Here is a 21,077-nt window from a genome sequence, read left to right on the forward strand (position 1 = left end):
CCCATAAGCGGCCGCGACGGCGAAGCGGCGGTAAAGGCAAAAGGACGAGGACTATGACGATCAATCTGAAAAAGCCGGACATCACCGAGCTCAAGCCACGCATCACCGTCTTCGGTGTCGGCGGCGGCGGCGGCAATGCGGTCAACAACATGATCACGGCGGGCCTGCGTGGCGTGGAGTTCGTCGTGGCCAATACCGATGCGCAAGCGCTCACCATGTCGAAGTCGGAGCGCCTGATCCAGCTCGGCGCGCATGTTACCGAGGGTCTCGGCGCGGGTTCGCAGCCTGAAGTCGGTCGCGCCGCTGCCGAAGAATGCATCGACGAGATCACGGACTATCTGTCCAACACCCACATGTGCTTCGTCACAGCCGGCATGGGTGGCGGCACCGGCACGGGCGCAGCTCCTGTCGTTGCACGTGCCGCTCGCGAGAAGGGCATCCTGACGGTGGGCGTGGTCACCAAACCGTTCCACTTCGAAGGCCAGCGCCGCATGAAGACGGCCGATATGGGCATCGAGGAACTGCAGAAGTGCGTCGATACCCTGATCGTCATCCCGAACCAGAACCTGTTCCGGCTGGCCAATGACAAGACCACCTTCGCCGACGCCTTCGCCATGGCTGATCAGGTGCTCTATTCGGGCGTTGCCTGCATCACGGATCTGATGGTCAAGGAAGGCCTGATCAACCTCGACTTCGCCGACGTCCGTTCGGTGATGCGCGAGATGGGCAAGGCGATGATGGGCACGGGCGAGGCCAGCGGCGAAGGCCGCGCAATGGCGGCAGCCGAAGCTGCAATCGCCAACCCGCTGCTCGATGAGACCTCGATGAAGGGCGCCAAGGGCCTGCTGATTTCGATCACCGGTGGCCGCGACCTCACCCTGTTCGAAGTGGACGAAGCGGCGACCCGTATCCGCGAAGAAGTCGATCAGGATGCCAACATCATCCTGGGTGCGACTTTCGACGAGGATCTCGAAGGCGTCATTCGCGTCTCGGTCGTTGCGACCGGTATCGACAAGTCGGCCGAGCAGATCGCCGCTGCTCCGATTTCGATCCGTGCCGCACAGCCGAAGGTGCCGGCGCGCCCGGCGGCCGCTCAGGCCGCCGAGGTGCGCACTGCTCCGATGCCGCAACCGGCCCTGCACGAGACGCGTGCCGCTGATCCGGTCGCGGAAGCCATCCAGCAGGCAGAGGCCAATGCAGCTGCGTTTGCTCAGCAGCCGCGCGTAGCCCAGGCCGCCCCGCAGGATGATTTCCGTCCGCAGAGCAAGCTGTTCCAGGCACCACCGGCCCAGCCACAGCCTCACCCCGTGATGCAGCAGGTTGCGCCGCAGCCGGCTCCGCAGCCTGTGCGTGAAATGGCTCCGCCGCAGCCGGTCGCAGCGCAGCCTCGCATGCCGCGCGTGGAAGATTTCCCGCCGGTCGTGCGCGCCGAAGTCGAGGCAAAGCAGCATCCGGTCGACCACGAGGAACGTGGCCCGATGGGCCTTTTGAAGCGGCTCACCAACGGCTTGACCCGCCGCGAGGAGGAGCCGGCCCGCCTGCAGCCGGCACAGCCACGCGAACCGAAGCTGCGCCAGGCAGCCCCCGAGGTGCGTCGCCTCGCGCCGCAGGATGCGCAACTCTACGCTCCGCGCCGGGGTCAGGCCGACGATCATGGCCGCTTCGCTCCGCAGCAGCGAGCGACTCATGAGGACGATCAGCTGGAAATCCCGGCCTTCCTGCGCAGGCAGGCCAACTGATCTTCTGACGGATTGTAACAGTTGTTAACAGGCAGGCGGGCGACCGCCTGCCTGTTCGCTTTAATAGTCGTGGAAAAACAGATACTTGTACGTTGCTTTTATACTCCCGTAGCCGTTACATCGGGTAAGAAAGCGTGATTTGGAGTATGCCTGAGGGGCCACTATCTTCCGCGGGCAACAACGGCAGTGGGTGTTTTGGGGATGTGCCCCGCTGGCTGGAAGATCAAAGGCAGCGACCGAAAAGCCGATTGGCCGCGCCATAAGGGCACATGGGGATCAGCTTGCAGGACTACCAGACAACGCTGAAATCACGCGCGACATTGACCGGTATTGGCGTTCACAGCGGTAATACCGTCACCATCCAATTCCTGCCTGCCGATGCCGACACGGGCATTGTTTTTCACCTGATGGATGGTGAGCAGCCGATGCGGGAGTTCCGTGCGCTGGTTTCCGAGGTGGGCGCGACCGACCTATGCACCATGCTCGGCGATCCAGCCGGCCAGCACATTGCCACGGTCGAACATCTGATGGCCGCCGTGCTCGGGCTTGGCATCGACAACATGGTGATCGAGATTGACGGGCGTGAGGTGCCGATCCTGGACGGCAGCTCGATCGAGTTCGTCGAGGCTATCGATCAGGCCGGTATCGAGATTCTCTCGGTGAAGCGCCGCTTCATCCGCATCCTCAAGACAGTCCGTATCGAGAGCGGTGCTTCCTGGGCGGAGTTCCGTCCCTATTCGGGGACCCGCTTTGAAGTCGAAATCGATTTCGAGAGCCCGGCAATCGGGCGGCAGAGCTTCGCCACGGATCTTACCGCGGACACTTTCCGCAGTGAAATCGCGCGGGCGCGCACCTTCGGTTTCATGAAAGACGTTGAGCGCCTGTGGGCGGCCGGTTACGCCCTTGGCTCGTCGCTCGACAATTCGCTGGTGATCGGTGACGACCATCGCGTCATCAATGTCGGCGGCTTGCGCTATCCAAACGAGTTCGCGCGGCACAAGACGCTGGATGCCATGGGTGATCTGGCTCTGGCTGGCGCGCGCTTCATCGGCTGCTTCCGGTCCTATCGCGGTGGCCATCGGCTGAATGCGGCGGCGCTTCGTCGTCTGCTGTCGGATCGCACTGCCTTCGAGGTGGTGGAAACGACCCGGCGTGGCCGTTCCGGCGAGATGAGTGCGATCAGCGCGCCGGTATACGCACCCTGGACGATCTGAATTTCGTCGGCTTCCTGGTCGAAAGGGCGCCTGTTGCACGGGCGCACCACTTCGGCTGGGAAATCCTGATCCTCAATTCATGGCGGATTGCGCCACAAAATTGCACGATTGCGGGGTGATAGCGTTGCCGCGCGCGCTGTTTTTGGTTTATGGCTGCTCGCCGACGTGGGCAATGGCGCCGAGAGGGCGAATTTCGATCATGTTTTTCAGACAGGCCGACCAGTTGAAGGCGCCACTTGCGGCGTTGAAATCGCCGTTCCCGGCGGCTTTTCTCGCACTTTCGGTGCTCGCTGCTCCTCTGGCGCTTTCGGGCTGCATGTCCTCGGAAAAGGATATCGACCTGTCGACCTATGTCGAGCAGACCGAGCCCGCCGACGTGCTCTACAATCAGGGCCTCGCCAATATGAATGCCGGCCGCCTCGATGAAGCGGCCAAGAAATTTGCCGCTGTCGATCGTCAGCACCCCTATTCGGAGTGGGCGCGCAAATCGATGGTGATGGGGGCTTTCACCAATTATCGTCAGGGCAAGTATGACGACGCGATCAGCGCGGCCAAGCGCTATCTGACACTTTATCCTTCCACGGATGAGGCCGCCTACGCGCAGTACATCATTGGCCTCAGCTACTACAAACAGATCGAGGACGTGACCCGCGATCAGAAGGAAGCCAAGCTCACCATCCAGACCATGCAGGAACTGGTGACGCGCTGGCCGGATTCTGAATATGTCGAGGATGCCAAGACCAAGATCCGTTACGCCAACGATCAGCTGGCCGGCAAGGAAATGCAGGTCGGTCGCTACTATTTGGAGCGCAAGGAATACCTGGCGTCGATCAAGCGCTTCCGCAATGTGGTCGAGAACTATTCCAACACCCGCCATATCGAGGAAGCGCTGGCACGTCTGACCGAAGCCTATTTTGCGTTGGGCCTCGTCGACGAAGCGCAGACCGCAGCAGCCGTCCTCGGGCAGAACTATCCGGACAGCCAGTGGTACAAGGACTCCTACAAGCTCCTGCAAAGCGGCGGCTTGCAGCCGCGCGAGAATGCCGGCTCGTGGATATCCAAGGCCGGCAAGCTCATTACCGGCGGCGCCTGATCCTTTCATACCGCGCGCCTCATGGGGCGCGCGCAGCTATCCTTGATGCTATAGAGCGCCGATGCTCTCCAGGCTATCGATTCGCGATATCGTCCTGATCGAACGGCTCGACATTGATTTCGCGCCGGGCCTTTCCGTTTTGACCGGTGAGACCGGCGCCGGCAAATCCATCCTGCTCGATGCTCTGTCGCTGGCGCTTGGCGCGCGTGGCGATGCCTCCCTGGTGCGACATGGTGCGGCGCAGGGCCAGGTAACGGCCGTCTTCGACGTTCCGCGCAACCATCCGGCGCGAGAAATCCTCGCAGAGAATGCCATTGAGGATGATGGCGATATCATCCTGCGCCGCTTGCAGACGGCGGACGGGCGCACACGCGTCTTCGTCAATGACCAGCCGTCGTCAGTGACGCTGATGCGCGATATCGGTCGAGCGCTGGTGGAGATCCACGGCCAGCACGATGACCGCGCACTGGTCGACCCCGGCGCGCATCGGGATCTGCTTGACGCCTTCGGCGGCCATCTCGGTGTCGTGCATCGCACGGGCGAGGCCTGGCGGTATTGGCGGCAGGCCGAACAGGATCTGGCGCGTCACCGTGCCAAGGTAGAAGCCGCGGCGCGGGAAGCAGATTATCTTCGCGCTTCCGTGGCGGAACTTGCCAAGCTCGATCCGCAACCCGGCGAAGAAACGGAATTGGCCGAGCTTCGCGCGGTCATGATGCGGGCTGAAAAGATCGCTGCGGAAATCCATGATGCCCAGGACGTCCTGTCCGGCCCCGCATCGCCATTGCCGCAACTTGCGAGCCTGCTCAGGCGCTTGCAACGCAAGGCCAGCGAAGCGCCTGGCCTGCTTGAAGATGTGGTGAAATCGCTGGACGAAGCGATGATCTCGCTCGATGCGGCACAGTCAGGCGTCGAGGCTGCGTTGCGTGCGACCGAATATGATCCGCAGCGGCTGGAAAAGGCCGAGGAGCGGCTGTTTGCATTGCGTGCGGCCGCACGCAAACACAATGTCGTCGTCGACAATCTTGCCCAGCTGCGCGACACGATGTCCGCTGACCTTGCCGATCTGGACGCCGGTGAGGAGAGGCTTGCCGCGCTGGAAAAACAGGCAGCCGTGGCGCGTGAGGATTATGATCTGCTGGCGTCAGAGCTGTCCGGGCTACGCCATGCCGTGGCCACTGGGCTCGCCAAGGCCGTGATGGCCGAACTTCCTGCACTGAAGCTGGAGCGGGCCGAGTTCATCGTCGAGATATCCAGCGAGCCGGCCAATCGGCTGGAAGAGGGCATCGACCTGATCGAGTTCTGGGTGCGCACCAATCCTGGCACCAGGCCGGGGCCGATGATGAAGGTTGCTTCCGGTGGCGAACTTTCGCGCTTCCTGCTTGCACTCAAGGTGGCGTTGGCCGACCGTGGTTCGGCCCCGACCCTCGTTTTCGACGAGATCGACACTGGCGTGGGTGGCGCAGTGGCCGACGCGATCGGCCAGAGACTGGCGAGGCTGTCGACGCGCGTGCAGGTGCTGTCCGTCACCCATGCACCTCAGGTGGCGGCGCGCGCGGCGACGCATTTCCTGATTTCGAAGTCAGGCACGGACCGTGTCGCTACCGGTATCGCAGAGATGGATCGGGGTGCGCGACAGGAAGAGATCGCTCGCATGCTGGCGGGTGCCAGCATTACCGACGAAGCGAGGGCGGCGGCCGAGAGGCTGCTGCGGGAGAATAAAGTCACGTCGTGAACTGTCGGGAGTGACGGCCGGGAGCAGCGGAAGCGGTTTACTTTCCAAAGAAATTTGCCGATGACTTCAGAGCAATTCCAGCAAAAGCGCAGGCGGTTTGCGTCCGCAATTGCATAGAAAAACGCAGTTGAAGCGTTTCCGCGTTTCCGTAGGTAACGGAAACGCTCTAGGTCCCGCAGTTGGGGAGTGGTCGCGCCATGTCTGAACAGAACAAGCCCATCGAAGCCTTGAGTGCCGAAGAAGCGTCGGCAGAACTCGCGCGTCTGGCCGCCGAGATCAGCGAGCATGATCGCCGCTATCATGGCGAGGATGCGCCCATCATCACGGATGCGGAGTATGACGCCTTGCGGCGGCGTAATGCTGCGATCGAAGAGGCCTTTCCAGATCTGGTACGATCCGACAGTCCGACAGGATCTGTCGGTGCGGCGCCGGCCGAAGGCTTTGCCAAGGTTCGTCATGCCGTACCGATGCTCAGCCTCGCCAAGGCCTACACCGATCAGGATGTGGTGGATTTCCTGGAGCGGGCGAAACGTTTCTTCGAGCGCGACAAGGATTTCGACATTGCTTTCACGGCAGAGCCCAAGATTGATGGGCTGTCCGCATCGCTTCGTTACGAAAATGGTGTTTTCGTCCAGGGCGCCACGCGTGGGGATGGTGCGGTTGGCGAGGACATTACCGCCAATCTGAAGACCATCGCCGACATCCCGCACAGGCTGAAGGGTTCGGGCTGGCCCGAAATTATCGAAATCCGCGGCGAGGTCTATATGACCTATGCCGAATTCCAGGCCTTGAAGGAACGCTCTGCTGCTGCGGGTGGCCAGGATTATGTCAATCCGCGCAACACGGCGGCCGGCTCGTTGCGGCAGAAGGATCCGTCCGTTACCGCCAGCCGCAACCTCAAATTCTTTGCCTATGCCTGGGGGTACACGTCCGAGGATCCAGCGCCGACGCAATATGAGGCGGTGCAGAAATTCGCCGACTGGGGATTCAAGGTCAGTCCGCTGATGGTGCGCGCCAGATCGGTTGATGAACTCATCGCGCAGTACAAGCTTATCGAGGCGCAGCGGTCTTCGCTCGGCTATGATATCGATGGCGTCGTCTACAAGGTCGACCAGCTTGAGCTGCAGCGCCGCTGGGGCTTCGTCACAGGCGAGCCGCGCTGGGCGGTTGCACACAAATTCCCCGCCGAGCAGGCGACGACGATCGTGCGCAAGATCGACATCCAGGTCGGCCGCACCGGAACGCTGGCGCCGGTAGCCCGGCTGGATCCGGTCACGGTAGGCGGTGTCACCGTCGTCAATGTGACGCTGCACAACGAGGACTACATCAAGGGCTTCGACAGCAACGGCGAGCCCATCCGCGAGGGCAACGATATCCGCATCGGCGATACGGTGGTGATTCAGCGGGCAGGGGATGTCATCCCGCAGGTCGTCAGCGTGGTGGTCGACAAACGTCCCACCGATGCCGTGCCCTATGAGTTTCCGCACACGTGCCCTGTTTGCGGTTCGGCAGCGACGCGCGAGGTGAATGAGAAGACCGGTAAGGAGGATTCGCGACGGCGTTGTACCGGCGAACTGATCTGTCCGGCGCAGGCGGTCGAAAGGTTGCGCCATTTTGTGTCGCGCGGTGCAATGGATATCGAAGGCCTGGGGGCCGAAAACATCGACCTGTTTTTCAATGCCGGTCTTCTCGGGACCGCAGCCGATATTTTCAGGCTGAAAGACCGGCGCGTGGAGGTTCAGCAGGCACTCTTCGAGAGGCGCGAGGCGCAGGCGCAGGCGCGCGAGGCCGCCAAGGGCGCGACCCGCAAGAAGGTGCTGACCGCCGAAGAACGTACCTATGAAGGGCTCGAAAAGCTGTTCGACGCGATAGATGCGCGCCGTGAGCCGGAGCTCGATCGTTTCATCTTCGCGCTTGGCATCCGTCACATCGGCGAAACGACGGCTGCCGCACTTTCGAAGACATTCTCGACGGCGGAAGAGTTCATCCGCGTTGGCAAGGAAGCGTCCAAGGCGAATGATCCAAAGACCATCTTCCCGTCCATCAACGGCATTGGCGATACGGTGATCGGTGCGCTGTGCGACTTTTTCGGCAATGAGCGCAACGATGATGTGCTGGACGCATTGCTGCAGCAGGTCCACCCAAAGCCCTATGTCGTCAATGTGTCGGCCGACAGCCAGGTTGCCGGGAAGACCGTGGTGTTCACGGGATCCCTGGAGAAGATGTCGCGCTCGGAAGCCAAGGCGATGGCCGAACGGCTGGGCGCAAAGGTTGCGGGATCGGTCTCGGCCAAAACCGACCTTGTCGTTGCCGGGCCCGGCGCGGGCTCGAAACTCAAGCTGGCAACGGATCTCGGCATCGAGGTCATCGACGAGGACACCTGGTTCGAGAGGGTCGGACGGAGCGGGTGATGGCGGAGACGTTCACCGGCTTTGGCCAGAAGGCCCTTCCGTTCCTGAAGGCGCTGGATTTTCACCAGAGCAGGGAATGGTTTCAGGAAAACCGCGATCTGTTCGAAAGCGAGCTGCGCGAGCCGCTCGGCAACCTCGTCGAGACGCTTTCGGAGCGCTTCGGCGCCGCGGGGCTCGGCTTGCGCGGCGACCGCAAGAAGTCGCTGTTCCGTATCAACCGCGACGTGCGTTTCTCAAGGGACAAGCGCCCCTACACCACGCATGTGTCTGCGATCCTGTCACCGGATGGCACCAAGATGGAGCAGGGCGTTTTCTTCTTTCATCTGGGACTCGATGCCAGTTTCGCCGCGGTTGCATGGTGGCAGCCGGAGACCGCAATGCTGCAGGCAATGCGGCGCGCCATCGAGACGAAGCCGGAACAGTTCCGCAAGCTGGTGGCCGTGCTGAAAAAGGGCAAGCTGGAACTCGGCATGCAGGGCGCCATGAAACGCATGCCGCGTGGTTTTGAACACGTCACCGATGCCGACCTTGCAGCCGCGATCCGCAACCGGCATTTCGTCGTACGCCAGGAGGTTGAGCAGGCTTCCATCCACACGCCGGAATTGGCTGATATCCTGCTCGATTTCGTCATTCGCGCCCGGCCATTGCTCGACTGGGGCAGGGCAATACAAGGCACGGTCATGCCGATCCCGCAGGGCTGAAGCGCACTGGAAAGCATCATTTTCGCTGATCGTTTGGCTCAAGCGAATTGGTGTGACATCCGGCAGCTGGCTACCTACATGTCACCCTTCCAGCGCGATACGCAGATTCAAGGTGTTGGAGCGTTCCTTGCGCGTCCGAGCGGATGCGCTGCGCTCTAAAGGGAGTGACCGATGTCATCGGAAGCAATCGCCGAGAGGTCCAGAGCGGGCGAATTCTGGGACGGGGTGCGGCTCAGCACGCCGGTCGTGGTGGCTTCCGCGCCATTCGCCATGCTGTTCGGGGCGCTCGCCGTCGACAACGGATTTTCGGTTTTCGAGGCGACCTTGATGAGCGCCGCCGTCTATGGCGGTGCCAGTCAGATGGTCGGCATCGAACTGTTCGGCCAGCATGTCGCGCCGTGGCTGATCGTGCTTTCGATCTTCGCCGTGAATTTCCGCCATGTGCTCTATTCGGCAGGCATCGGGCGGCGCATCTCGCACTGGCCGATCGTGCAGCAGGTGCTTGGCTATTTCATCCTCACCGATCCGCAATACGCCATTTCCGAACGCAAGGCGGAAACCGGCCAGGCGGTGAGTTTCATCTGGTATCTCGGGCTTGGACTGCCGGTCTATGTGTTCTGGGTGGCTGAAACGGCGCTTGGCGCCTATTTCGGCAGGCTGATCAGCGATACCCATTCGCTCGGTATCGATTTCCTGCTGCCAATCTACTTCTTCGGCCTGGTCATGGGTTTCCGCAAACGCCCGCTGTGGCTGCCGGTGGTGGTGGTGAGCGCCATCGCATCGATCATCGCCTACAAGACGGTCGGCTCGCCCTGGCATGTCTCGATCGGCGCGGTTGCCGGCATCCTGCTCGCCGTCATCCTGCCGCCGCATCACAGCGGCGTCGGCACCAAACCCGGCATAGAAGGGGAGGAGCAGCCATGAGTGCGACATTCTGGATCATTATTGCGGCTGCGATCGCCACCTATCTCACCCGCGTTGGTGGCCATCTCGTCATCTCGCGCTTCGAACGGGTGCATCCGCGTGTCGAGGCGGGATTGAATGCCGTCCCGGCGGCTGTGCTGACGACGCTGGTTGCGCCTGCGGTTTTAAGTGCCGGCCCTGCCGAATGGGCAGCGCTGATCGTCGCAGGCGCGGTCTCGCTGCGCGGCGGCCTGCTGTCGATGTTCCTTGCCGGAGCTGCCGTGCTGATCCTGGCACGACAGTTCATGGCCTAGAACCTGCTTACAGAACAGGCGCCTCAAAGAGGCGCCGTCACCTTTTCCAGCCAGGCCAGCGTTTCGCCATCGACCATCGGGCCGATCTCGGCGAGCACGCGGGCGTGGTACGCATCCAGCCATTCAAGCTCGGCTTTGGTCAAAAGATCGGTGCGGATCAGCCGGCGATCGATGGGGGCAAGGGTGAGCGTCTCGAAACCATGCATGGCAATATCGCCGCCCTCGATCTCTTCGGCCGGGGTGACGATGATCAGGTTCTCGATGCGGATGCCGTAGTGGCCTTCCTTGTAGTAGCCAGGCTCATTGGACAGCATCATGCCTGCCAGAAGCTTTTCCGTACCGGTGCGTGCAATACGCTGTGGTCCCTCGTGCACGGCAAGGTAGGAGCCGACGCCGTGGCCGGTGCCATGCGCGAAGTCGCACCCGTGGCGCCATAGGGCCATGCGTGCGACCGCATCGATTTCCGAGCCACGCGTGCCAGCCGGAAAGCGCAGCATCGAAATGCCGATCATGCCTTTCAGCACCAAGGTGAAGCGCTCGCGCATTTCATCCGTCGGTTTGCCGATCGGAACCGTGCGGGTGATATCGGTGGTGCCGTCCTGGTATTGCGCGCCAGAATCGAGCAGGAACAATTCGTCCCTGGCGAGTTTGCGGTTGGTCTCCGTGGAGACGCGGTAGTGCATGATGGCACCGTTGGGGCCGGCGCCGGAAATGGTCGCGAAGGAAACGTCGCGCAGCGGCATCTGCGTTTCCTCCCCGGTCTTGCGGCGCACCTGCTCCAGCTGCCTGACGATGGTGATTTCGTCGAGCGTTCCCGGCTTCTGGCGGTCGAGCCAGCACAACAGCTTGGCTATGGCCGCACCATCGCGGCGATGCGCAGCCCGGCTGCCGGCGATCTCGGCCTGGTTTTGACGGCGCGAGGGATTCGAGCGGGATCGGCAGCGGAAACGACGGTGCCGCCATTGTCCTCCACCAGCGTGCGCAGCTTGTCGGCGGCCAGCACCGGATCGAGCGCGATTTTGGCGCCGTTCTTTGCCAGATCCACGATTGCCCCTTCGAACTCTGCCGGCTCGTGCGGGTCGCAGAGTTGGGTGAGATAGGCCGCAACGGTGCGCGAGAATTTGCGGCTGTCCATGAACAGCTGATGCTTGCCATCGGCCGCAAGGATGGCGAAGCCGAGTGCCAGTGGCGTGTGCGGTACGTCGCCGCCGCGAATGTTGAAGGCCCAGGCAATCGAAGAGGGGTCGGTCAGCACGGCATGTGTGGCGCCTTCCTTCCCGATCGCGGAAGCGAGCCGTGCCAGCTTATCCTTGGCAAGCTCGCCGGCAAAAGCCTGCGGGTGCAGTTCCACCGGCGCGATCGGCGCATCGGGCTGATCATCCCAGATGATGTCGATCGGGTTTTCGGCTACCGGTATCAGTTCCGCGCCCGATTTTGCCGCCGCGGCCTTCAGTGCCTTCACCTCGCCAACCGTGTGCAGCCATGGATCGAAACCAAGGCGCGCACCCTTGCCGAGATTTTCCGGGATCCAGGAGGCGGGCGGATTGTCGATCAGGCTTTCGATCGCGAAGATGTCGAGATCGACTTCGGCGCGCACCTGCAGCGTGTAGCGGCCGTCGACAAAGATGAAGGCGCGATCGCGCAGCACGATGGCCACTCCGGCTGACCCGCTGAAGCCGGTCAGCCAGCGTAGTCTTGCAGCACGGTCCGGAACGTATTCGCCCTGGTGCTCGTCGGCGCGGGGCACCAGGAAACCGTCAAGGCCATTCTCGCTCAGCCAGCCACGCAGCCTGGCGACATGCGGTTTGCCCACGGTGGGATCGCCGGCGGGATCGAAAGTCTGGAACATCGATGCAAACCTGTCATTGTTCGATTGTGTGGCCGGACCGTAGCCGCGTGGTCGACGCCTGACAATCGGCGCGCTGGACCAATTGCAGGAGAAGCATGCGACGGTTTTCCGTCCGGAATTGCATCAAAACAAAGAGTTGGAGCGTTTCCGCGTTTCCATGAAAAATGGAAACGCTCCCGAGCAATCCAGGAAATGCGTAGCGGTTTCCGTTCGGAATTGCGTCAGAACAAAGAGTTGGAGCGTTTCCGCGTTTCCATGAAAAATGGAAACGCTCCAAGTCCAGCTCAGCGCTTCAGATGGATCGTCACCCAGCCCTCGCGGTGAGTGGTGCGCAGGTGCCGGAACTGCTGGCCGGCATAGGCTGCCACGACGGCATCGCGCTGGCGATCCAGGATGCCGGAAAGCACGATGGAGCCGCCGGGCGCCAGGTACTTCGCCATCTCCGGCGCAAGTTTCATCAGCGGCTTGGCAAGGATGTTGGCGACGATAAGGTCAAAGGGCGCCCGGGCGGCGAAGATGGGATGATGGAAGCCGGGCGCGGTCACGGTCTCGACCAAACCGGCTACATGGTTCAGTCGCGCGTTGGCGGCGGCAACGTCGACGGCGACAGGGTCGATATCGGTGGCGAGCACTGGAATGTGGGCGAGACGGGCCAATGCGATGGCCAGCACTGCGCTGCCAGTGCCAAGATCCAGCGCGTTGCGTGGTTTCTCGCGGATGGCGACACGTTCCAGCATGGCCAGGCAGCCGGCGGTGGTGCCATGATGACCGGTGCCGAAAGCCAGTCCTGCTTCGATTTCGATGGCGATGTCGCCGGCATGGCGCTTCTGCCGATCGTGGCCACCATGCACCAGGAAGCGGCCAGCGCGTACGGGCTTCAGGCCTTCCAGTGAGCGCGCCACCCAGTCGACGTCGGGCAATACTTCGCGCTCGACCGGTCGGGCCAGTCCAAGGGCCGTCAGTTCTGCCTTCAGCCGCGCCTCGACCGGCTCTATGTCGCCGTCTGCGTAAAGCGAGACCTCATGCAGGTCGCGCTCCTCGTCGAGTTCCAGCACTGCGAGTGGCAGGCCGTCGTCCTCGAAGACTGTTTCGAGGACGGCGAAGATGTGATCGGCCTCGGCCTTGGTTGCGGTCAGATAGAGGCGCGTCTGGCCCATGGGCACCTGTCTTGCGGCATGCGCCGCGTTGAAAAGCTGATTAGCCGTCTTTGGCCAGCCGCTTCAATTTGGCAAGTGCGGTATCGGGATTTTCCTCATAGGCGATCGTGCCGAAGAAGTCGCCCTTGCGGTTGAGCATCAACACGGAAGCGGTGTGATCCATGGTGTAGTCACCTCCGCCAGTATCGACCCGCTTGAAATAGATGCCGAAGGACTTTGCCATGGCGCGCACCTTGTCGGGTTCGCCGGTGATGCCGACAATGCGATCGGAGAAGTTGGTGACATAGTTTTTGATGACGTCTGGCGTGTCACGTTCGGGATCGATCGACACGAAGTAGGCCTTGATGTCCTTGCCTTCGTCGCCCAGCGTCTTCAGCCAGCCGGCCAGTTCAAAGAGCGTGGTCGGACAGACTTCGGGGCAGTGGGTGAAGCCGAAGAACACGACGGTCGGCTGCCCGCGGAAAGCAGCCTCGGTCACGGGTTTGCCGGTCTGATCGGTCAGCGCGAAGGGGGCGCCAAAAGGCTCGCCGCCAAAGTGGCTGCGATACCAGTTGAAGGTCAGCCAGCCGATGCCGACAGCCATGAGAACGAGGATACCAACGAGAATAGAGCGCATTGTGGGAACGATCCGGGACAGGAGCCATTTCAAGGCCGCCGGCTTGGTTTCGCAGAACACCAGGCGGCATGTTCGGCGAAACCTTATCGCCTTGCCGGAATGAGCGCAAAGTGCGTCATTGCCGCAACCTGTCGTCTAAAAAGCTTGCAAGATGGGGCGGCTGATCCCAACTGAAATCACAATCGGCCAACACAAGGAGGGTTTCTTGTTCTCTCGGACCGGACGAAAACTGATCGGCGGGGCACTCGTTGCCTGTTTTGTTGGTATCGCAGGGGTGGCACTGGCGCAGCAGGTCGGCAAGGTCGGCGTCGACTGGCTTGGCAACGACATCATCGTGGAAGCGATCAAGGATCCGAAGGTCGAGGGTGTGACCTGCCACGTTTCCTATTTCGACCGTGGCGTCATCGATCGGCTGCAAAAGGGCAATTGGTTCGAGGACCCGTCGGACTCGGCGATTTCGTGCCAGCAGACGGGGCCGATCAGCATCGGAGACATCGACTTCAGCAAAGGCGGCGAAGAGGTGTTCAAACAGGGCATCAGCCTGATCTGGAAGAAACAGGTGGTGAACCGGATCTACGACAAGGCCAACGACACGCTGGTCTATCTTTCGCATTCGCGCCAGGTGCAGGACGGATCGGCCAAGATGGCGATCTCGACCGTACCGCTGTATGGCCAGAACGTCACCTGGAAGAACGGCAAGCCGCAATAGACCGGCTTGCGGGGCGTGCCGGCGGCGCGTAAAGCCGCGTCATGGACCGTACCGACGACCTCGTGCCCAAGGATCCGGAACCGCGCATTCATCCGACCGCGGAACTGAAGTCGTGTCGGCTTGGCCGCTATACGGCCATCGGCGAGCGTGTCGTGCTGCGCGAGGTGACCGTGGGCGACTTCTCCTATTTCGAGCGCCATGCCGAAGCGATCTACACGATCATCGGCAAATTCTGCTCGATCGCCGCCAACACGCGCATCAATGCGCTCGAACATCCGATGGAGCGCGTGACCACGCATAAAGTCAGCTATCGGCCGAATGAGTATTTCCGCTGGCTTGGCGTGGACGGCGTTTTTCGCGAGCGCCGGCGCTCAAAACCGGTCAGCATCGGCCATGACGTGTGGATCGGCCATGGTGCGGTGATCCTGCCTGGGGTGACAGTCGGCAACGGCGCGGTAATCGGTGCCAATGCAGTGGTGACCAGAGATGTTCCCGCCTACACGATTGTCACGGGGGTGCCGGCCAGAAGGCTGCGCCGGCGGTTTTCTGAAGAGATAGCCGCCCGGATTGAAGCACTGGCCTGGTGGGACTGGTCGCCGGAGCAGCTTGCCAGGGCTATCCCCGACATGCAGGCGCTGGAAATCGAGATCTTTCTCGACCGGTGGGAAGCTCAGGCCTAGAGCAACCCAGCCAGGTGCGCAGCGGGCTTTTGCGTTCGGGATTGCATCTGCGTTTCCGCTAAAGCGCAGCGCTCCAGCCGTGTCTGGCGATACGTAGATCAGCATCTTAACCATGACGGCTCGGTCACGAGTTTTCGTGCAAGTCAACGGCGGCCTTATCTTAACCAATCATGGTAACCAAATTATTTAACGTAAAAGATTAAAGTTAAAAAATGGAAAACGCCGTGTATTCGTAGATTATTACATGCTCATGCTTGTGTGCTTTTTATTGATGTGTACTATCCAATCCCAGAGGTACTGATGAATAGGTGGAAGTAAACACTGTTGTAAATAGGAGAGAAGTCATGAAGAAATTCGCACTTGTACTCACTGTCGCAGTTGTTTCATTCTCGACTGTCAGCTCTTATGCGGGCGGTTTTGGTTCCCGGGGTAACAACAACAACTCGGGCGGTGGACTCATCAACATTTCTCCCGGCATCGCACTCGGTGATATTGGCATCCTGAATGGATCGCCGATCTTGAGCGGCAACAACACCCAGGTGGGTGGCATTCTCAATGGCGTGGGTGTTGGCATCCTCGGTGTCGGCACTGGTGTCAGCAAGGTCACCAACAGCATTCTGGGTGGCGGCAACAGCTACAAGCTGGGCCGGCACTAACAAGAAGGGGCGGTTTGCCTGAACAAGGCGACCGAAGGGGCGGGAGGGTTGAAGACCCTTCCGCTTTTCCTTGTTTTGTTTGATGGAGCAATTCCAGGAAAAGGGCGTAGCGGTTTTCCGTCCGGAATTGCGTAGAGACAAAGCGCCAGAGCTTTCCTCGTTTCCGAGAGAAACAGAAACGCTCTCGCGGCGGTCAGATCTTGGCGCGCAGGCCGATAAAAGTGTCGACGGTGTTCTCGTCTATGTCGATCACCGTCTTGTGGATGCGATTGACGTCCACGCGCAACACCACTGATGCCCTGGCGCTGGCATCGTAGGTGGCCTCGGCATAAAAGACGCGCTTGCGCTCGACATTTTCCCAAAGCAGGTTGCGCTTGAACTCGCAGGCGACGCCGGAGGCCAGCTTCAGGTTCTCGCGCAGCTTGTAGGAGACCTCGAATTCACCACGATTGACCCAGGAAGCCAGCGGATCGTCGCTGTCGGCGGTCTCGTAGCGACCGTACCAGGTACCACGCAGCTCAAAACCCTTCGGCAACGGTTTGACGACGGACAACTGCCAGGCCGGACGAATACGCGAATAGGTATCGTCGGCGCCGTGCAGGAGTTCTGCACCGATTGCCAGCGCAGCGGTGGCGCCGCCGGTGCCGGTGTAGGTGATCTCGCCGCGCAGGCCGAACTGGTTGAGTGAGACGCCGACGGGTGGCTCGCCCAGGCGTTCGACGGCAATGCGTAACGCCGAGCCCTGAACTCCAAAGGTGAACTGACCGACAGTGCGGATGAGCTTGAGGGCGATCTGGACGTTGCGCTTGTCGGGATCGAGGCGGGCGGGCAGGAAGATGTCGTCTTCGAAACGGCTGAGGCCGACCTTCTCCATGCTTGTCATGGCATCGACGATGAGCGCCATCTGGTTGCCGAGGTCCAGGCCGACCTGGACCTGTCCGCTGGCAACCTGCTTCAGCGTGCGTGTTCCGATGGTGAAGGGGCCGATGTCGATGTGGTCACCATCCCTGGTGGCGTTGTAGGCAAGCGTGCCGCGCAGTTCGAGCCCACCGGCAAAGCGGCGAAAAGCCTGAACCTGAATGCCGCCGGCGGTGTCGTCCTCGATGGTGACCGAGTCGTGGCGGGTCGCCCGACCTTCGGCGTTCAGTGAAATATAGGCGTCGTTGTCGCCCCATTTGCGGAACAGGGTGCTGCGCAGCAGCGAATACCAGTCGGCGATCGGCCGGTCGCTCTCCATCGCATTGGTCGTGTAATGGCGCTCGATGCTGGTGGTGAGGGTCGGTTCGACTGTCTCGCCGGCCCACGCCACCGCACCAGCGAGGGCGAACACTGCGCCGGCGGTTAGAAAGACAAATCCGCCGCGCGCCATGGCCATCATTTATCCCGGAATCCGGTCGGTTGCTTCGGCGCTGGAATGTCGAGCCACATGCCTGGTCCTCAGGGGAGGCGGGCCCTAAACCCCTTCCGCCGCGCATGCGAGACGGAAGGGGCTTGAGGTACCGCTCAAGGCGGAGTTACAGGCGTGGTCGCCTGCAAGATCAGGCTCGCAGAAAATGGATAAGGATATATTACCTTTTCCATATGTACTGTAATAGAAATAGAGCTGTTCTTGCTCGCTATCTCCTCGGTTGTCGCATCAACTTGCGGAGGCTGGTGGTTTTGTTCTCTTTCTCAAGAAGAGAAGGTTTTCCGGCCGGCGGTTGGCGTATCCGGCCTGAATCGCTAAAAGAGAGCGGATTGAAAATACCGCAGGCTGTTTTCGTGACCGACTGGCTGGAGATACTGAAGCATGAAACGGCAACCGGCGAACGCATGGGCCGCGAGGTGCCAGACATGCTTGCGCATCCCGACATCAGTGCCGAGCAGGTGCAGGCGCTGTTTTCGGCGCTCGACAAGCAGGCCGATTTTGCAGAGAAGCTCACCCAGGCACTGGAGAAATTCGGCCACGATTTCCCGGTGATCGCCGCTGCCGAACGGCTGGAAGAGCGCTACGCCGATCTTGCGGCGACTGTTGCTGACAAGCTGAAAGAGATGCGGAAGTAGGATCCGCAACCGTTACGGACACGGGAACCGCTATGCGGCGGCGGTCCTCGATCGGGAAAGGCCGATCTCAGACGCCGCGGCCGTTGTCGGCTACAGTCGTCGATTTGGACCGCGAGCCGCCGCCAACCACGACCAGTCGCTTGATCTTGCCTTGCTTGAACGCGGCGAGGAAGCGCTTGTAATCCTTGAAGGCAACGCAACCATGCGATTCCGCACGACCGCCGCGCAGCAGGTAGGAATGAGCCAGTAGCCCGTTGCGACCATGCTTGACCTTGCCGTCCACGGGAGTGAGGCGGATTGCCTCGACACCATGGAACAGGGATTCGCGCATCGACAGCTTGTATGTGTCGGGCGGGGTAGGGCCGCGCATCTTCTGGTTCACGTAACGTACGTTGTCGGCCATCGAGCCGATGCCGGAATGGGCTTCCAGCCGGGTTCCGTCGGGCATGGTGACGGTGGCCGATGCGATATCGTAGACGGCGGTTCCATTGCCGGCCCTGGCGCTCGATCCGCCGGGCGAGGAGAACAGATTGCGGAAGGCCTGACCAAGACCGCCGCTTTCGGAAGGATTGTCCGGCCGGGCGTAGGCGAGCACAGGCTGGGCCGGCTGGCTGATGCGTTTTGCCGGTTTGCGAACCGGCTCGTCGTCGCTCCCGGGTTCGGCGTCGGCGCGGCGACGGGTTTCCGGCTTGGTGCCTTCTTCCGCGCGTGGACGGTAGGCCGGTAGTGGTGCGTTTTCAGGCACTGCCGCGAAATCGGGACCTTCGATTACTTCGCCGGTGTCGGCGAGCGCGACCTGTTCCTCATCGTCGGCATCGTCTTCCTGGTTGGGCAGGACAAGGCTTGCCACCAGAACTTCGCGCACGGCGGAAGCTGGTGTCGGAGTGGCTTCGGCGAAGCCCAATTCCATATTTGACGGAGTGGCCAGCGCGAGGGCGACACGCGCCGCACGTTCCGGCTCACCGATGCCTGGACCAAAGCGATCGGCATCCGGCGTGCCGAGGGCGCGGGCGAAACGCTCATCCAATGGTGATTGCTGCTGGACGGCCTCGGCGGCTGCCAGCCTTTCAGCCTTGTCGGCTGCCTCGGCCGCTGCTGCCTGTTGGCGGCGCTTGGCCCATTCATGTGCAACCAGCGCCTGCTTGAGTTTGGAGGCCGCTTCCATCGATTGCGAGTCGGCGCTGGCGATGCTGACGCGCGTTGGCAGGAAATGTGCATTGGCGCGGATCGATGTCGCGGCGGAATAGGCGCCGGCAACGGTTGCCAGCGACCATATCGCCAGCACTGCGCCTGCCGTGGGGATGGCTACCCAGCCTGCCATCCTTGCGGAGCGGGCCAGCACTGTCCTGAAACCGGAGGCGGGGCCATTGCCCCGGAATTTTTCACGCACGAACGCCATGCCGACCGAACTTCCTTCAATCGGCGCAACACGCAGAACCCGCCTTACCAATTCGCCCGCCGGAATACCGGTCGCGCGTGGCGGTCCTTTGCCGATTATCTCAAAGGATGGACAAAGATGGTTAACCAATCCCTGTGTCGCCCCTCGTTGGATTGGAGCCCGCCGCGAAAAACCCTCCTAAAAAGGCAAGAAAGCGGCAAAATCGCTTGCTGGCAAGAATTTTCGACCCCTGGCGTAGAAAAAATGACGCAGGGGAAGGATGGGACGTGTGTTTACTTTTGCTCTTGCGGGTCGTGTGGGCCGCCCCCGGGCACGAAAAAATCCAGCAAGCAGTTCAGACTTGCATACATACCGTACGTACGGTATGTATCGAGAATGCCTAGACCGACCAAGACCAATCCCGACCGTGGTGATGCCCGAAACAGACTGCTTGACGCAGCGCGCGACGCCATTCGCGCCAGGGGCTTTGCCGCAACCTCCGTCGAAGACCTGTGCCAGGCTGCGGAGGTGACCAAAGGTGCATATTTCCATCACTTCAAAAGCAAGGATGCGCTGGGTATCGCCGCGGCCGAAGACTGGTCGGCGGGGACCACGGCCTTTTTTGCCGCCGCCCCCTATCATGTGCCAGACGACCCGCTCGACCGGGTGCTCGCCTATGTCGCGTTCCGCAAGTCGATCATCGAGGGCGAGATCGCGCAGTTCAGCTGCCTCGTCGGCACGATGGCGCAGGAGGTCTATGCGACATCGCCAGCCATTCGCGAAGCGTGCGGGCGCAGCATTTTTGGCCATGCGGCCACGCTCGAAGCGGATATCGAGGCGGCCCGAACAAGATACGGCGTGTCAGGGAAGTGGACAGCCGGGAGTCTGGCGCGACACACGCAGACCGTGCTGCAGGGCGCCTTCGTTCTGGCAAAGGCCGGCAATGATCCGGCACTGGCGCGGGAAAGCCTCGACCATCTCGATCACTACATCAGGCTGCTTTTCGGTCGTCCGGAGGAGGGACAGACATCATGAGTACGATGATTGGTTGCGCATGCGGCAAGGTCCGACTGGAGGTCGGCTCAACACCGATGATGAGCGTGGAATGCTGCTGCAACAGTTGTCGCGAGGCGGGCGTCCGGCTGGAAAAGCTTCCCGGTGCCGGGCAGGTCGTGGATGCAAATGGCGCGACCCCTTTCGTCTTCCACCGCAAGGATCATGTCCGGATCGTAAGTGGAGCGGATCATCTGAAGGAATTTCGTCTCACGCCGCAGGCTGGAACGCGTCGGGTCGTGGCTTCCTGCTGCAACACGCCGGTCTTCCTCGAATTCAAGGGCGGGCATTGGCTAAGCCTCTATGCCGGCTTGTGGCCAAAGGGCGCGTTGCCGCCGCTCGAGCTGCGGACGATGACGGCCGACCTGCCGGATGCTTCGGTGCTGCCGAACGACGTCCCGAACCTGAAGCAGCAATCGCTGGCCTTCTACTGGCGTCTGTTCCGGGCGTGGGCGGCCATGGGCTTCCGCAGCCCAAAGATCGCGGTGAACGGAGAGATCCATGCCTGACGCTGCCGACAGGATAGAGATCGAAAACGTCGTCTCGCCGCATCACAGGCAGAAGGTGGACCGCACCAAATACACGGCGATGCGCGAGGCATTGCTTGCCGTCCTGCCCAACGACCCGCCCGGTTTGACGGTGGCAAGCCAAGGATGCGCTGCTGCCGCATCTTCCCGAGGATCTATGGCCTGGCGGGGCCAAGGCGGGTTGGTGGTTGAAGGCCGTCCAGCTCGATCTGGAGGCGAAAGGTGTCATACGCCGCGCTGCGATGAAGCCGGTGCGGCTGTTTCGACGAACGGAACTCATCGGGTAGAATGACGGACCGATT

The 21,077-nt window shown here is 61.4% G+C and carries 18 protein-coding genes and 2 pseudogenes; 15 read left to right on the forward strand and 5 right to left on the reverse strand.

Annotated features, from left to right (window positions below; genetic code table 11):
- Positions 1 to 53 precede the first annotated feature (53 nt).
- From ftsZ to ACFJIU_RS05850, 8 genes are all read left to right on the forward strand, one after another.
- Entirely contained in the window at positions 54 to 1,739 is a 1,686-nt protein-coding gene (gene ftsZ / locus ACFJIU_RS05815; protein ID WP_379068596.1) for a cell division protein FtsZ, read from the forward strand.
- 269 nt (positions 1,740 to 2,008) lie between these two features.
- Positions 2,009 to 2,953 (forward strand): UDP-3-O-acyl-N-acetylglucosamine deacetylase, encoded by a 945-nt coding sequence (lpxC, locus tag ACFJIU_RS05820; RefSeq protein WP_379068599.1) that lies wholly within the window; start codon positions 2,009 to 2,011, stop codon positions 2,951 to 2,953.
- 199 nt (positions 2,954 to 3,152) lie between these two features.
- On the forward strand, positions 3,153 to 4,046 hold the full coding sequence (locus ACFJIU_RS05825) for an outer membrane protein assembly factor BamD (protein ID WP_379068602.1): 894 nt from the start codon (positions 3,153 to 3,155) through the stop codon (positions 4,044 to 4,046).
- Positions 4,047 to 4,107: 61 nt separating this feature from the next.
- On the forward strand, positions 4,108 to 5,778 hold the full coding sequence (gene recN, locus ACFJIU_RS05830) for a DNA repair protein RecN (protein ID WP_379068605.1): 1,671 nt from the start codon (positions 4,108 to 4,110) through the stop codon (positions 5,776 to 5,778).
- Between the two features lie 197 nt (positions 5,779 to 5,975).
- Complete coding sequence (gene ligA / locus ACFJIU_RS05835) at positions 5,976 to 8,189, forward strand: NAD-dependent DNA ligase LigA (RefSeq protein WP_379068607.1); 2,214 nt, start codon at positions 5,976 to 5,978, stop codon at positions 8,187 to 8,189.
- Positions 8,189 to 8,890 (forward strand): DUF2461 domain-containing protein, encoded by a 702-nt coding sequence (locus ACFJIU_RS05840; protein WP_379068610.1) that lies wholly within the window; start codon positions 8,189 to 8,191, stop codon positions 8,888 to 8,890. Before ligA ends, ACFJIU_RS05840 begins: the two co-directional genes overlap by 1 nt.
- A 171-nt stretch (positions 8,891 to 9,061) precedes the next feature.
- Complete coding sequence (locus ACFJIU_RS05845; protein ID WP_379068613.1) at positions 9,062 to 9,814, forward strand: AzlC family ABC transporter permease; 753 nt, start codon at positions 9,062 to 9,064, stop codon at positions 9,812 to 9,814.
- Positions 9,811 to 10,107, forward strand: coding sequence for an AzlD family protein (locus ACFJIU_RS05850; RefSeq protein WP_129414252.1), 297 nt, complete (start codon positions 9,811 to 9,813; stop codon positions 10,105 to 10,107). The genes ACFJIU_RS05845 and ACFJIU_RS05850 overlap by 4 nt, the downstream gene beginning before the upstream one ends.
- 23 nt (positions 10,108 to 10,130) lie before the next feature.
- Here the strand turns inward: ACFJIU_RS05850 and ACFJIU_RS05855 are convergent.
- The 3 genes and pseudogenes from ACFJIU_RS05855 to ACFJIU_RS05865 all read right to left on the reverse strand — a co-directional run bounded on the left by ACFJIU_RS05855 (position 10,131) and on the right by ACFJIU_RS05865 (position 13,729).
- Positions 10,131 to 11,956: pseudogene (locus ACFJIU_RS05855) on the reverse strand (aminopeptidase P family protein).
- 284 nt (positions 11,957 to 12,240) lie between these two features.
- Entirely contained in the window at positions 12,241 to 13,113 is an 873-nt protein-coding gene (locus tag ACFJIU_RS05860) for a 50S ribosomal protein L11 methyltransferase (RefSeq protein WP_379068616.1), read from the reverse strand.
- 40 nt (positions 13,114 to 13,153) lie between these two features.
- Positions 13,154 to 13,729 (reverse strand): SCO family protein, encoded by a 576-nt coding sequence (locus tag ACFJIU_RS05865; RefSeq protein ID WP_379068619.1) that lies wholly within the window; start codon positions 13,727 to 13,729, stop codon positions 13,154 to 13,156.
- Between the two features lie 205 nt (positions 13,730 to 13,934).
- Between ACFJIU_RS05865 and ACFJIU_RS05870 the strand changes: the two genes are divergently transcribed.
- The 3 genes from ACFJIU_RS05870 (at position 13,935) to ACFJIU_RS05880 (ending at position 15,774) form a co-directional block, all read left to right on the forward strand.
- A complete protein-coding gene (locus ACFJIU_RS05870) occupies positions 13,935 to 14,438 on the forward strand; it encodes a CreA family protein (RefSeq protein ID WP_379068622.1) in 504 nt (167 codons plus the stop codon).
- Positions 14,439 to 14,479: 41 nt separating this feature from the next.
- Positions 14,480 to 15,118: a DapH/DapD/GlmU-related protein gene (locus tag ACFJIU_RS05875; RefSeq protein ID WP_379068624.1), complete on the forward strand. Its 639-nt coding sequence runs from the start codon at positions 14,480 to 14,482 to the stop codon at positions 15,116 to 15,118.
- A 344-nt stretch (positions 15,119 to 15,462) separates the two neighbouring features.
- A complete protein-coding gene (locus tag ACFJIU_RS05880; RefSeq protein ID WP_379068627.1) occupies positions 15,463 to 15,774 on the forward strand; it encodes a hypothetical protein in 312 nt (103 codons plus the stop codon).
- Between the two features lie 193 nt (positions 15,775 to 15,967).
- Here ACFJIU_RS05880 and ACFJIU_RS05885 read toward each other — a convergent pair whose 3' ends face one another.
- Complete coding sequence (locus ACFJIU_RS05885; protein ID WP_379068630.1) at positions 15,968 to 17,143, reverse strand: hypothetical protein; 1,176 nt, start codon at positions 17,141 to 17,143, stop codon at positions 15,968 to 15,970.
- Between the two features lie 392 nt (positions 17,144 to 17,535).
- Between ACFJIU_RS05885 and ACFJIU_RS05890 the strand changes: the two genes are divergently transcribed.
- Positions 17,536 to 17,817 carry a hypothetical protein gene (locus ACFJIU_RS05890; protein WP_379072974.1) on the forward strand — a complete coding sequence of 94 codons (282 nt, stop codon included), beginning with the start codon at positions 17,536 to 17,538 and terminating at the stop codon, positions 17,815 to 17,817.
- A gap of 67 nt (positions 17,818 to 17,884) precedes the next feature.
- Here ACFJIU_RS05890 and ACFJIU_RS05895 read toward each other — a convergent pair whose 3' ends face one another.
- Positions 17,885 to 19,216 (reverse strand): tlde1 domain-containing protein, encoded by a 1,332-nt coding sequence (locus ACFJIU_RS05895; RefSeq protein WP_379068633.1) that lies wholly within the window; start codon positions 19,214 to 19,216, stop codon positions 17,885 to 17,887.
- Between the two features lie 375 nt (positions 19,217 to 19,591).
- Between ACFJIU_RS05895 and ACFJIU_RS05900 the strand changes: the two genes are divergently transcribed.
- From ACFJIU_RS05900 to ACFJIU_RS05910, 3 genes and pseudogenes are all read left to right on the forward strand, one after another.
- Positions 19,592 to 20,230, forward strand: a complete 639-nt coding sequence (locus tag ACFJIU_RS05900; protein WP_379068636.1) for a TetR/AcrR family transcriptional regulator — start codon at positions 19,592 to 19,594, stop codon at positions 20,228 to 20,230.
- Positions 20,227 to 20,757 (forward strand): GFA family protein, encoded by a 531-nt coding sequence (locus ACFJIU_RS05905; protein WP_379068639.1) that lies wholly within the window; start codon positions 20,227 to 20,229, stop codon positions 20,755 to 20,757. The genes ACFJIU_RS05900 and ACFJIU_RS05905 overlap by 4 nt, the downstream gene beginning before the upstream one ends.
- Positions 20,750 to 21,062 (forward strand): annotated as a pseudogene (locus ACFJIU_RS05910) (DUF6958 family protein). The gene ACFJIU_RS05905 and the pseudogene ACFJIU_RS05910 overlap by 8 nt, the downstream one beginning before the upstream one ends.
- Positions 21,063 to 21,077: the final 15 nt, after the last annotated feature.

Source organism: Mesorhizobium sp. UC74_2 (genome assembly GCF_042701485.1).
GTDB lineage: Bacteria > Pseudomonadota > Alphaproteobacteria > Rhizobiales > Rhizobiaceae > Mesorhizobium.

Coding starts and splice junctions, on each gene's coding strand:
- ACFJIU_RS05895 (WP_379068633.1), bottom strand. CDS start 19,216: ATGGCGTTCGTGCGTGAAAAATTCCGGGGCAATGGCCCCGCCTCCGGT.
- lpxC (WP_379068599.1), top strand. CDS start 2,009: ATGGGGATCAGCTTGCAGGACTACCAGACAACGCTGAAATCACGCGCG.
- ACFJIU_RS05865 (WP_379068619.1), bottom strand. CDS start 13,729: ATGCGCTCTATTCTCGTTGGTATCCTCGTTCTCATGGCTGTCGGCATC.
- ligA (WP_379068607.1), top strand. CDS start 5,976: ATGTCTGAACAGAACAAGCCCATCGAAGCCTTGAGTGCCGAAGAAGCG.
- ACFJIU_RS05885 (WP_379068630.1), bottom strand. CDS start 17,143: ATGGCGCGCGGCGGATTTGTCTTTCTAACCGCCGGCGCAGTGTTCGCC.
- ACFJIU_RS05905 (WP_379068639.1), top strand. CDS start 20,227: ATGAGTACGATGATTGGTTGCGCATGCGGCAAGGTCCGACTGGAGGTC.
- ACFJIU_RS05840 (WP_379068610.1), top strand. CDS start 8,189: ATGGCGGAGACGTTCACCGGCTTTGGCCAGAAGGCCCTTCCGTTCCTG.
- ACFJIU_RS05825 (WP_379068602.1), top strand. CDS start 3,153: ATGTTTTTCAGACAGGCCGACCAGTTGAAGGCGCCACTTGCGGCGTTG.
- recN (WP_379068605.1), top strand. CDS start 4,108: ATGCTCTCCAGGCTATCGATTCGCGATATCGTCCTGATCGAACGGCTC.
- ACFJIU_RS05875 (WP_379068624.1), top strand. CDS start 14,480: ATGGACCGTACCGACGACCTCGTGCCCAAGGATCCGGAACCGCGCATT.
- ACFJIU_RS05860 (WP_379068616.1), bottom strand. CDS start 13,113: ATGGGCCAGACGCGCCTCTATCTGACCGCAACCAAGGCCGAGGCCGAT.
- ACFJIU_RS05850 (WP_129414252.1), top strand. CDS start 9,811: ATGAGTGCGACATTCTGGATCATTATTGCGGCTGCGATCGCCACCTAT.
- ftsZ (WP_379068596.1), top strand. CDS start 54: ATGACGATCAATCTGAAAAAGCCGGACATCACCGAGCTCAAGCCACGC.
- ACFJIU_RS05880 (WP_379068627.1), top strand. CDS start 15,463: ATGAAGAAATTCGCACTTGTACTCACTGTCGCAGTTGTTTCATTCTCG.
- ACFJIU_RS05900 (WP_379068636.1), top strand. CDS start 19,592: ATGCCTAGACCGACCAAGACCAATCCCGACCGTGGTGATGCCCGAAAC.
- ACFJIU_RS05845 (WP_379068613.1), top strand. CDS start 9,062: ATGTCATCGGAAGCAATCGCCGAGAGGTCCAGAGCGGGCGAATTCTGG.